9 protein-coding genes are annotated in these 11,323 nt (G+C 72.0%); 4 read left to right on the forward strand and 5 right to left on the reverse strand.

Annotation, left to right across the window (positions count from 1 at the left end):
- Nucleotides 1–187: 187 nt before the first annotated feature.
- The 4 genes from BLT52_RS02905 to BLT52_RS02920 all read right to left on the reverse strand — a co-directional run bounded on the left by BLT52_RS02905 (nucleotide 188) and on the right by BLT52_RS02920 (nucleotide 6,926).
- A complete protein-coding gene (locus tag BLT52_RS02905) occupies nucleotides 188–1,066 on the reverse strand; it encodes a carbohydrate ABC transporter permease (protein ID WP_090590473.1) in 879 nt (292 codons plus the stop codon).
- A gap of 1 nt (nucleotide 1,067) precedes the next feature.
- The gene (locus BLT52_RS02910; RefSeq protein WP_231946472.1) at nucleotides 1,068–1,922 is read right to left on the reverse strand and encodes a carbohydrate ABC transporter permease; all 855 of its coding nucleotides are present in this window, start codon (nucleotides 1,920–1,922) and stop codon (nucleotides 1,068–1,070) included.
- Nucleotides 1,923–2,047: 125 nt separating this feature from the next.
- The gene (locus BLT52_RS02915) at nucleotides 2,048–3,361 is read right to left on the reverse strand and encodes an ABC transporter substrate-binding protein (RefSeq protein WP_090590477.1); all 1,314 of its coding nucleotides are present in this window, start codon (nucleotides 3,359–3,361) and stop codon (nucleotides 2,048–2,050) included.
- Between the two features lie 91 nt (nucleotides 3,362–3,452).
- The gene (locus BLT52_RS02920) at nucleotides 3,453–6,926 is read right to left on the reverse strand and encodes a DUF5107 domain-containing protein (RefSeq protein WP_090590479.1); all 3,474 of its coding nucleotides are present in this window, start codon (nucleotides 6,924–6,926) and stop codon (nucleotides 3,453–3,455) included.
- A gap of 106 nt (nucleotides 6,927–7,032) precedes the next feature.
- Between BLT52_RS02920 and BLT52_RS02925 the strand changes: the two genes are divergently transcribed.
- From BLT52_RS02925 to BLT52_RS02940, 4 genes are all read left to right on the forward strand, one after another.
- A complete protein-coding gene (locus BLT52_RS02925; RefSeq protein WP_197679167.1) occupies nucleotides 7,033–7,926 on the forward strand; it encodes an AraC family transcriptional regulator in 894 nt (297 codons plus the stop codon).
- A gap of 38 nt (nucleotides 7,927–7,964) precedes the next feature.
- Complete coding sequence (locus BLT52_RS02930; protein ID WP_090590482.1) at nucleotides 7,965–8,207, forward strand: type II toxin-antitoxin system VapB family antitoxin; 243 nt, start codon at nucleotides 7,965–7,967, stop codon at nucleotides 8,205–8,207.
- 56 nt (nucleotides 8,208–8,263) lie between these two features.
- Entirely contained in the window at nucleotides 8,264–8,599 is a 336-nt protein-coding gene (locus BLT52_RS02935; RefSeq protein WP_231946473.1) for a type II toxin-antitoxin system VapC family toxin, read from the forward strand.
- A gap of 223 nt (nucleotides 8,600–8,822) precedes the next feature.
- Nucleotides 8,823–9,158, forward strand: coding sequence for a hypothetical protein (locus BLT52_RS02940; RefSeq protein ID WP_090590486.1), 336 nt, complete (start codon nucleotides 8,823–8,825; stop codon nucleotides 9,156–9,158).
- A 213-nt stretch (nucleotides 9,159–9,371) separates the two neighbouring features.
- Here the strand turns inward: BLT52_RS02940 and BLT52_RS02945 are convergent, their stop codons facing one another.
- Nucleotides 9,372–11,057, reverse strand: a complete 1,686-nt coding sequence (locus tag BLT52_RS02945) for a metallophosphoesterase family protein (RefSeq protein ID WP_197679168.1) — start codon at nucleotides 11,055–11,057, stop codon at nucleotides 9,372–9,374.
- Nucleotides 11,058–11,323: the final 266 nt, after the last annotated feature.

Below are 11,323 nucleotides of genomic sequence, written 5' to 3' on the forward strand. Positions count from 1 at the left end.
CGGTGGATCGACCGCGGCGTGTCGCATCGGGCCCGTCAGTTCAAACGGCGAGTCAGTCAACGGTCGGACGGCGTCCAGGCAGGCTTCCGGCTCCCGACCTCCGGCCCGGACGACGCCCCACCACCCGCCGTCCGGAACCGACCTGGGCCTCACGGAACCAGGCGAAAGCCGGTGGTCCAGGAGCGGCTCACTTGTTGCTCCCCACCAGCAGCCCGGACACGAACTGCTTCTGGAACATGAAGAACACGATCGCCGTCGGTACCGCGGCCACCAGCGAGGCGGCGGCGATGACGTTCCACTGGCTGGAGTAGCCGCCCTGCAGGTTGAGCAGGGCCGCGGTGATCGGGAACTTGGTCTCGCTGCGCAGCACGGTCAGCGCCCAGATCAGGTCGTTGAAGATCCAGGTGGTGGCCAGCGCGGCCAGGGCCGCCAGCGACGGCCGTGACAACGGCAGCACCAGCTGGGCGTAGATCCGCGCCGCCCCGGCCCCGTCCAGCCGGGCCGCCTCGAACATCTCCTCCGGCAGCCCGCGCATGAAGCCGTGCAGCACGAAGGTGTAGAACCCGATGCCGAAGCCGACCTGCACCAGCGTCAGCGCGAACAGGGTGTCGTAGATCCCGATCGACTGGGTGATCTGGGCCACCGGCACCAGCAGGATCTGCGGTGGGAGCAGGTTGCCGGCCAGCATCACCAGCAGGATCGCCTTGCGCCCGGGGATCCGGTAGCGGCTCAGCGCGTAGGCGGCCCAGGACGACAGTGCCAGCGAGGCGATCACCCCGGCTGCGGTCACCAGCAGGCTGTTGCCCAGGGCCCGCAGCAGGTTCCCGCCGGCGAAGGCGCCGGCGAACCCGTCCAGGGTCAGCGACGCCGGGAAGGCGCCCAGCCCGCGTCCGGCGATGTCGTCGAAGGACCGCAGCGCGATCAGCAGCACGAACACGATCGGGCTGATCCAGAGCAGGGTCAGCGGCACCATCGCCACGTGCAGCCAGGGCGAGCGTCCACGCCGGCGTCGTCTGGGAACCCCGGCCCCGGAGGTCTCGGTCGTCCCGAGGGTCGTCGCGGTCATGTCAGTCCTCCTCCCGGGCCTGGCGAGCCAGGTAGGTGATGATGAAGCCGATGGCCAGGATGAAGATGACTACGGCGATCGCCGAGGCGTAGCCCAGGTTCCCGGCGGTGAAGGCCTGCTCGAACATGTAGGTGCTGAGCAGCTGGGTGCTGTTGAACGGACCGCCCCGGGTCATCGCCCAGACCAGGTCGAAGGTGCGCAGCGAGTCGATCACCGTGACCGCGAAGACCACCATGTTGACGCCCTTGAGCTGCGGCATCACCACGTGCCAGAAGGTCTGCCAGCGGCTGGCGCCGTCGACCGAGGCCGCCTCCTCCAGGCTGGCGTCGGTGCCCTTCAGCCCGGCTAGGTACAGCACCATGATGTAGCCGACCTGACGCCAGATCCCGGCCACCAGGACGGCATACAGGGCCAGGTCGGGATCGGCCAGCCACTGCCGCTCCAGCGAGCTGAGGCCCAGGACGTCCAGACCGGCGCTGATCGGCCCGCCCGGCTGGTACATCACCCGCCAGAACAGACCGGTGACGGCCATCGAGACCACCATCGGCAGGTAGATCGCGCTGCGGTAGACCCCGATGCCGCGGCCCGGCTTGTTCAGCGCCACGGCCAGGGCCAGACCGCCGAGCACCGACAGCCCGCCGAACCCGATCACCCAGATGACGTTGTTGGTCAGCGCGGTGCGGAAGATCGGGTCGGAGGCCAGGTCGGTGAAGTTGTCGAACCCGACCGGCTCGGCCGCCCCGATCCCGTTCCAGCTGGTGAAGGCCAGCGAGAACGAGTTGGCCGCGGGCCAGAACACCCAGGCCAGCTCGACGGCCAGCGGGATGGCCAGGAACAGCCACACCACCAGTGGCACCCGCCGCATCCGGGACGCCCAGGACGTCGACCGGGTGCCCGGCGGCGCAGCCGACCCCCGCCGCGAGGGCGTCGGTCCCCCGCGACGGCGCCCCGGCGCCGGTGCCGGGGCCTCGGTGCCGGTGCTCACGACTCGAAGACCCGCTCCGCGGCGCTCTGCCACTCCTGCAGCACCTCGTCCCGCTTCGACGGGTCGGAGAGGAACTTGGTCAGGGCGGCGTCCGCGGTGGTCTGCAGCGCGTCGGAGGAGTCGCGGTTGAAGAACTGGGTGATCCGCTCGGTCCCGCTGAGCAGCTCGATCCCCTTCTGCACCAGCGGGGAGAAGCCCGAGGTGTCGACGTCCGGTGACGTGGGCAGGTTCGACGACGCCGCCCCCTCGATGAAGGCCTGCTGCTGCTCGGCCGAGGCCAGGTAGGACAAGAACGCCAGCGTGCCCTCCGGGTTGTCGCTGCCGGCGGCGGCGAAGAACCCGTCGGTGGGGGCCTCCTCCGCGGTCGGCACCGCGTCGTTGATCACCGGCACCGAGAAGAAGTCCAGGTCGTCGCGCTGGTCCTCGGGCAGGTACTGGCTGACGAACGCCCCGATCAGGTACATGCCGGCCTCGTCCTGGGCCAGCGGGGTGGCGCCCTGCTGGGCGTCGTAGGAGGCCATGTTGGGGTCGAAGTAGGGGATCAGCCGCTCGTACTGCTCCATCACGTCGACCACCTCGGGGTCGGTGAAGGAGTGCTCGCCGGCCAGCAGCTCCAGGTGGTAGTCCGGGCCGTTGATCCGCAGGTTGAGGTAGTCGAACCAGCCCGAGGCCATCCACGGGGTGGGGCCGATGCCGTTGGCCAGCGGGATGATCCCCTGCCCGGACAGGTTGTCGCACAGGGCCATGAACTCGTCCCAGGTGGCGGGCGGCTCCACGCCCCACTTCTCGAAGGCCGACTTCTTGTAGAAGACGGACCACCAGTAGTAGTTGGTGGGCACGAAGATCTGCTTGCCGTCGTCGGCCTGGGAGAGCGTGCGCAGACCCTCCGAGAAGTTCGCGCACGGGCCGTCGCCCTCCCACAGCGGGGAGACGTCGAGCAGCAGGCCCTCGTTGGCGTAGTTGCGGGCCACCGAACCGGCGTACCAGCTGATGACGTCCGGCGGGTCGGAGGCCCGCAGGTAGTTGGTGAGCTGGGCGCGGAACTGCTCGGTGGCCACGGAGTTCATGGTCACCTCGCTCTCGTAGCCCGCCACGATCTCCTCCAGGGCCGCCTTGGGGGCGGTGTCCTGGATGGAGTTCTGGAAGACGATGGGGCCGCCGCCGCCGCCGCCGGACGCGCCACCGGAGGCGGCCGGACCGGGTTCGGCGCCGCCGCTGCCCACGCAGGAGGTGAGGACGGCCGAGGCGCTGATCCCCGCGCCGGCGGTGAGCAGGCCGCGCCTGCTGAGGGAGCTGAGGTGAGTGGTCATGGGTGGTGGTCCTCCTGTGCGTCGTCGTTGGCGCTGGCGGGTCGGGCCCCGTCAGTGGTGGAGCGGGGTGGGCAGGTCGCGGGGGCGGGCGTCATGAGAGGGCTCGCTCTCGGGCGGGCTCGGCGGCGCCGGGACGCGGGCCGTCGAGCAGGGCGTCGCCGAGGTCGCGGACGGCGGCGAGCAGGTCGACGGCGTGGGTGGACGCCGACAGCTCCGGGTCGGTCAGCAGCGCGTCGGCCCGGTCGGGGTCGCCATCGAGCAGGGCCAGCTGGGCGTCGAAGAAGGCGACTCGGCGGTTGCGGCTGGTGACCGGGTCCTCGGTGAACAGCAGCAGGTCCGGCAGCGAGGTGGCGAAGTAGTCCACCGTCGGGGTCTCGGTCGCGTACTGGTCGCGGAACCGGCGGAGCTCCTCGGTCAGCCGGGTGGCCTCCTCGGTGCGGCCCAGCCGGCGCAGCGCGAGCACGACCCAGAAGGTGGTCTCGCTGTGGGTCTGGGTGGCCATCGCCTGGAAGTCCCCGCGCTGGCCGGCCGCCTCGCGCCAGGCCGCTTCGGCACGGTCCGGACGTCCGGCGAGAGCCTCGGCGTCGCCCAGCAGCAGGTGCAGCTGCGCGGTGGCGGCGAGGGGGTGGCGGGTCTCGCCCAGGACCGTCGGGTCGGGGGTCAGGGCGGAGGTGAAGCGCTCGGCGGCCTCCGCCCCGCGGGCCACGGCCAGGGCGTCCAGGCCGAGCCGCAGGTGGGCCCGCTCCCAAGCGCCGAGGACCTTGCCCTCCCCGCCCTCCCAGGGCTGGAAGACCCGGCGGCGGAGCAGGTCGAGCGCGGCCTCAGCCTCGCCGGTGGAGACCATCAGGGAGGCCACCTCCACGGAGGCGTCGTCGCGGCGGCCGGCCAGCTCGGGGCGCTGCCGCCAGGCGGTCAGCCGGTCGGTCGCCGACTCACCGGCCAGGGCGGCGAGCTGGTCCTGCTCGTAGCGGAGCCGGGCGTCGTCGGGCTCGGCAGCGCAGGCGGCGCGGTAGGCCTCGCGGCCGCCGTCGAGGTCGCCGCGCTGGTTGACCCGGTGCATGCCGAGGTTTCGCCAGGCCATGGCGTCGCCGGGGACGACCGCCGTGGCAGCCTTCCAGAGCGCAGCCGCCTCGTCGTGGCGGCCGACCGAGTAGGCCCAGAGCCCGAGCAGGGTCGCCGCCCGGGGGGAGGCGGGGACGCCGTCCAGCAGTCGGCCGAGGTCGTCCAGCGGAGCGTCGGAGCCGGCGCCGAGCGCGCGGGCCAGCACGGCGGCGTCCTGCAGCCGGCCGGGGAAGCACCAGCGGGCGTCTACCTCACCGGCACGACGTGCGGCGGCTCGCGCCTCCTCGTCGCGACCGAGCCCGGCCAGGAGCTCCGCCCGATACAACGACAAGAGCGGGCGGGTGGCGGTCTGGCCCAACGGACGGAAGTCCTCGCGCCCCTCGGCCAGGTCGAGGACGGCCAGCGCGGCCGCGGTCTCCCCCACCCCGGTCAGCTCGAGGGCGACGTCGAGGCAGGTCTGGGCGTCCTCGCTGGGCAGCTGCCCGTCGAGGAACCGCAGCCAGGCGTCGAGCGGGTCCAGCCGGCGGGCGCGGGCCAGCACGTCCTCGGCGCTCGGGTCGCCCAGGTGGCGTCGGCAGAGCAACTCCAGCGCGGCGGCCTGCAGGTGCTCCGGCTCCACCCGGGCCACGTCGGCCAGCCGGTGCAGGGCGTCGGCGTGGCGGCCGGCGCGGGCGTCGATGCGGGCCATCCGGTAGCCGGCGGCGGCGCGCCAGGCCCGGGTCCAGGAGGCGCGGCCGAAGGCGTCGTAGGCCTCCTCGTCGCGACCCTGCGTCTCGCGGACCAGCCCGAGGAGGTAGAGCACCTGGGTGTCCTGCGGGTTGGGGTGACGGCGTCGGAGCCGGCTGTCGGCGACCAGCAGGTGCTGCTCGGCCTCGGCGCTGCGTCCGGCGCGGAGGGCGCGGAGGGCCAGGCCGGTGCGGGCGCCCACGTGCTCGGGGTCGCGGCGCAGGGCCTCGCGCCAGTAGGGCTCGGGCTCGCGGGTCGGGTGACGGTAGAGCTCGAGGTGCTGACCGGTGAGCGCCAGCTCCTCCACGCTGTCGATGTCCTCCGGGGCTGGCGGCTCCGTGGCCGGGTCGGTCTCGGTGGAGGGGCGCTCCGCGGTCGGGTCCGGCTCGGTCCAGCTGAGCAGCACCTCGCCCTCGGAGCGGAGGGTGAGCGTGACCGGCGCGGTGAGCCCGGCGTGGCGGGCCTGGTGCGGGTGACCGGGGTCGACGTCGACCACGTCGCTGCGCCGCGTCCCGTCGGCGTCGATGAGCTCGATCTCCAGCCCGGTCCGGGCGCGGGTGACGACCACGCCGACCTCGAGCTCGCCGTTGACGCGGTGCAGCCGGACCGCCGCCTCCAGACCGGCCCGGTCGACCGGCCCGATGTCGCGCAGCGGGTACCAGGTCTGGCGGAAGGTCTTGGTCTCCCCCGGCGCCAGGTAGCTGAAGTCGGGCTGGTTGTCGGTGAAGACGCCGGCCATCAGCTCGATGTAGTGGGAGCCGTCGTCGGCCAGGTTGGCGTCCCAGGCGTGCCCGAAGGGGGAGTTGCCCCACGTCCACTGCTTCTTGCCGACCGCGACCTGGTGGTCGGCGACGTGGACGAAACCGAGGCCGGTGCCGTGGTCGTAGCCGCCGAAGAAGTCCTCGGAGCTGTCCAGGCACATGTAGGAGGTGGGGACCGGGATGTTGCGGTACCAGTCGAGCTGGTCCGCACCCCGGCTGGTCCCGTCGGCGGCCTGGGAGAGGTCGCCGGCCCGGGCCGGGTAGTCGATGCCGTAGTAGGGGCGGTCGGCGTGCGGGAAGGCGGTGACGGCGCGCTTGGCGTGGTCGGCGGCCATCGTGACGTCGTGGGGGAAGAAGGACTGGTAGTTCTCGTCGACGCGGGCGGCCACGTTGGCCCACCAGAGGAACGTCTGGGTGCGCTCGGTGCGGTTGTAGAGCCGGACGTCCACCTCGAGACGAGAGCTTCCCGCACGCAGCCGGACCCCGTGCATGCCCTTCATCCGGGCGAAGGGGTCATGGTCGGAGCACCAGACCACGGCCGAGCGGTCGTCCTCGGTGACGATCGTCCAGTCCGTCGGCAGGTAGGTGGCGGGCCGGTGGTGCTGGGGCCAGTTGAACTCCACCCCGCCGGCCAGCCAGGGCCCGGCCAGACCGACCAGGGCGGGCTTGACCACCTCGTTGGCCCAGAACAGGTCGCGGCCGCTGACCCGGTCCCGGGCGACGTGGATGCGCCCGCCCAGCTCGGGGAGCACCACGACGTGCAGCCACTCGTTCTGCAGGTGCAGCGCCCGCCAGCGACGGGGGGTCGGCTCCTCGGCGATGCGGTGGTGGAACGGCAACGGGTACACCCGGCCCGACGAGCCCTGGTAGACGCGGCGGTCCAGGTACATCGGGAGCTGCTCGGGCTCGGCCGGGTCGTAGGTCGGCATGGTCGTCCAGCCGTCCCAGGCGGCCACCTCGAGCCCCTCGAGCTCGGGTGGGCGCGTCATCTCCGACGCGGTCTCAGCAGTGAGCATGGCCTGACGATAGGTCGGCTGACCGGGCCGGTTGAAGAGACGATCCCGCCGACCCAGGTGGACGATCCGATGATCTGGTCTCGATCTGGTGACCTATGCTGCCGTCGTGCGCATCCGTGAGGGGTTCCCCGGTCAGCGGATCCGGGTGCTGCCCGCCGAGGTGGTCCGGACGGCGTCAGCGGACGGCCTGACCAGCCGGCTGCTGGTCACCGACGCCGGCTACTTCCCGCACGCCCTGCACCACGGGCGCCAACGTCGCCACGGCGTCCAGGGCACCATCGTGATCTTCTGCGTCTCCGGTCGCGGGTGGTGCGAGACCTCGGCCGGACGGGTGGCCGTGACCGCTGGTGAGGTGCTGGTCATCCCGGCCGGGGTGGGGCACGTCTACGGCTCCGAGGACAGCGACCCGTGGACGATCTGGTGGATGCACGTCCGCGGCCCGGACGCCGACACCGCGGTGGCCCAGGTCTGCGGCGGGACCACCCGACCGCGGGTGCTGCGGGTCCACGACGCCTTCCGGCTGACCGCGGAGCTGACCCGGGTGGTGGAGCTGCTGGAGACCGACGAGACCATGCCGAGCCTGGTGCGCGCGGCGGGGACGGCCTGGTCGGTGCTGGCCCAGATCAGCGCCGACGACCTGGCCGGCGACCCCGAGCGGGCCGAGCCGGTGCGCCAGGTGCGCGACCTGCTCCGGCAGGACCTGGCGGCAACGGTGTCGGTCTCGGCGCTGGCCCGCACTGCGGGGTTGTCGACGTCGCACTTCGCGGCGCTGTTCCGGGCGTCCACCGGCGGCGGGGTGGTGGAGTACAGCAAGCGGCTGCGGATGGCGCGGGCCTGCGAGCTGCTGATCACCACGTCGCGGTTGGTCAGCGAGATCGGGCAGTCGGTGGGCTACCCGGACGCGCAGTACTTCGCTCGGCAGTTCCGCACCGTGCACGGCTGCACGCCGAGTGAGTTCCGACGGCGGCACGTGGAGACGCCGGAGGCGTTGGACGCCTGACACCGGGCGACTTCTACCTTGATGGGTAGAATCCCGTCATGGTGACCATGAACATCAAGGATCCTGAGGTGCACCGCCTGGCCCATGCGCTGGCCCGGCGTCGGGGGGTCAGCGCGACGCGGGCGGTCCGTGAGGCGCTGGAGGAGACGCTCGCTGCGGACCGGTCTCGCCGCCGGGGGGTCGCCGCTCGGCTTCTCGACCTGCAACGGCGCAGTACTGCCGATCCTGCCCCGGTGCTGGTCGACGCCGACTTGTACGACGAGCACGGCCTCCCTCGGTGATCCTCGACACCTCCGCCATCGTGGCTGTCCTCCAGGGTGCACCGGAGGCGGAGCAGATGGCTGCAGCGATCGAGGACGCGGACCGCGTCAGGATCTCTGCCGCCACCCTCGTGGAGGCGTCGCTGGTTCTGGGACCCACCCGCCAGGACTTGCTCGACGCCTTCGTGGAGGTCTGCGGTGCCGAGGTCGTCGCGGTGGACGCGGAGCAGGCGGGTCGGGCTCGCACCGCGCACCTGGTTTTCGGCCGCGGGTCCGGGTCCCCGGCTCGCCTCAACTACGGAGACTGCTTCAGCTACGCCCTCGCAGCGACGACGGGAGAAGCCCTGCTCTTCAAGGGCCAGGACTTCATCCACACCGACCTCCGCGTTGCGCTGGCCGCAGGCGACGACTGAGCTCGCCAGACGCAGGTACGCCGCTCAGCCCGTCGACACCGGTTGCTGCGTTTCGGTCGTCGGACGTCGTCCACACCCACCGGTGCTCGACATCTGACCTGTGGACAACTGCCTGCTGCACCACCACGGACACGAACTTCTTCCCATGGTGGAGGCATGACGATGACGACCACAGGACTCCCCGCCGATCCGCTCCGACGCCGACCTCACTGCTCGGTGGCAGATGCTGATGGAACCACTCGGGTTCGGCTACCGACGCCTGTACCTCGCCTTCCTCGACGCCGACGGGCTCATGCTGCCCGACCTGGTCGAGATCGACGGCGTGCCGGCGAGCGCGGACCCGCGGGAGTGCCGACAGCTGCTCACGATGTGTGCGGGCGTCCTGCACGACGTCGACTCCGCTGCCTCACTCGCGATCCTGTACTGCCGACCCGGTCCTGGTCCGGTCCGCGCGGCCGACCGGACCTGGCCCCAGGCACTGCGTACCGCGGCGGCGCGGCAAGGGGCTTCGCTGTGGCCGACCCACGTCGCCTGCGACGACTTCCTCACCCTTCCCTGACGGCCCCACCGCCCGCCATTCGATACAACCTTGACCTCGTATCCTTTGACGCAGCCCATCGTGGTTCAAGGAAACGTCGGAGCCGTCTACCTCGACGGTCCTGGTGGCGGGGCGTCCCGCCCTTCGTCGCTCCCGGACGAGCGCACCCAGCCCCGGCACCCTCGATGGTCGAGGGCCCGGGGCCGTGGTGCAGGGGTCAGGAAGTGCGAGTGCTCAACGGGGCCAGTTCCCGGAGCGGCGCGGGAACGGGTTCGGGATCTCGACCTCGCGGATCTGCTGGTTCATCGTGTTGCCGCCGTCCGGCCCGGCCACGCCGAAGTCGTGGGCCTTGACGACCAGCCGGTCGGGGTAGGCGTCGATGGTCAGTCCGCGGTTGATGTCGCGGGTGACGACCTCGGTGATGCCCTGGGTGTTCTCCCCGCGGGCGTCCCACTCGACGTGCATGGCGCCGGTGTTGACCGCCCAGAAGCCGTCCGGGTGCCCGCCGGGAGTGCGACGCTGCACGGCCCAGTCGCCCAGCTCGAGCGGGTAGTGGGTGTGGCCGCTGAGCACCACGGCGTTCGGGTGGTCCCCCAGCAGATCGGTGAGCTCGTCGTTGCGCTGGTGGTGCTCGGAGTACCAGGGGATCCAGCTGGCCGAGACGGTGTTCCCGAGCGGGAAGTGGGTGGCGACCAGCACCTGGCGCTGCTGCGTGGTCCAGTAGGCCAGCCGCTCGCGGAACCAGCTCATCTGCTCGTCGCTGATGGGGACGTCGGTCGGGCCGGCGGCGTCCTGGCCGAGGATCAGCACGGGGACGTCGACGCCGTTCTCGCTCTCCACGACGTACTCGCCCCACACCTGGTCGCGCTCGGCGAAGTCGAGGAAGCGGTCGCGCAGCACCGGGAAGCCACCCGGGGCGTAGCGCTCGTGGTTGCCGATGGCCGACATCACCTGTGGCGGCAGGATGCCGTCGCGCTCGTCGCGGACGGCGTAGATCTCGTCCCACTCCGCCGTGGTGCCGCTGTTGACCAGGTCACCGACGATCAGCAGGCCGCCGGCGTCCGGTCGCAGCGCGGCGAGGTCGGTGAGGCCGTGGGAGAAGTCGCCGGGGTGGCCCTGGATGTCGCTGACCACCCACAGCGAGCTCGGGTCCGCCTCGGCGCTGACCGGTGGCTGGGCCTTGGTCAGGTGGACGTTGTCCACCGCCCAGTACCAGCTGTTGCGCTCGGCGGTGAAGCGCCAGCGGAACACCGCCCGCTTCGCCCCCGCCGGCACCTGGACGTCGAGGTCCTCGTGGCCGTTCATCAGACGCCCGTCGTCCTGGGCGACCGTGCTGGAGTCGTAGCCGAGCAGCTCGACCTGCTCGCCGCTGCCGTCGAACTCCACGGTGACCGTGGCCCGCTGACCGGTCCACTGCCGGTAGTGGGTGTCGAAGGCGAGCTTCAGGTCGCTCTGCCGGTGCACCCGGACCTCGGGCGAGACCAGGGTGGTGTCGAAGCGGTGCGCGCCGGCGGGCAGGTCGTCGAACTCGTCGGAGTCGGCCACCGCGATCACCTCGTGCGCGCGGGCGAACCGGTTGCGCATCTGGTCCTCGGCGTCGACCCAGAAGTCACGCGTGGTGAAGCTCCAGCCGCGCCACTCCTCGACCCCGCCCTGCTCGATCGAGGCGTCGTTCTCGATGCTCCAGCCCTTCGGGGCGTCGTGGGTGAAGCCGACCTCCCCGGCAGCGATACCGGGGTCGGACGCCCGGGGCTGCAGGTCGTCGGCGAGGCTGTCGAAGCCCTCCCGCCACTCCAGCGGCGGCGTGGCCGGTGCCGCGTCGGCGGCCGGTCCGGAGAAGACGGTGAGGCCGGCGGTGACGGCTGCGGCGAGGAGCAGGGCCGGGCCCCGCAGACGACGCGTGGACGAGGGAGAGGGCACAACGAGCTCCTGGGGGTGAGCGGGAGGGTCGGCGCTGACGCTAGGACGTCCGCGGTACCGCCAGCCGAGCACCGTGCGGCGCCCGCGTGAACGCCGCGCGTCCGTCTCCCCCTCCGTAGGGTGCGATGCCGGTCCGGTTCGCACGGGCACTGACGACGCCGTCGTGCGGACGGCCGGTACCGGCTCCACGACCGTCGGGTGACGCCGTGGGCACCGGCACCCGAATGCTGACCCAGCGCGAGCCCGCCTGACCGACTCACGGGCTC

This window comes from Auraticoccus monumenti (assembly GCF_900101785.1).
In the GTDB taxonomy this organism is placed as follows: domain Bacteria; phylum Actinomycetota; class Actinomycetes; order Propionibacteriales; family Propionibacteriaceae; genus Auraticoccus; species Auraticoccus monumenti.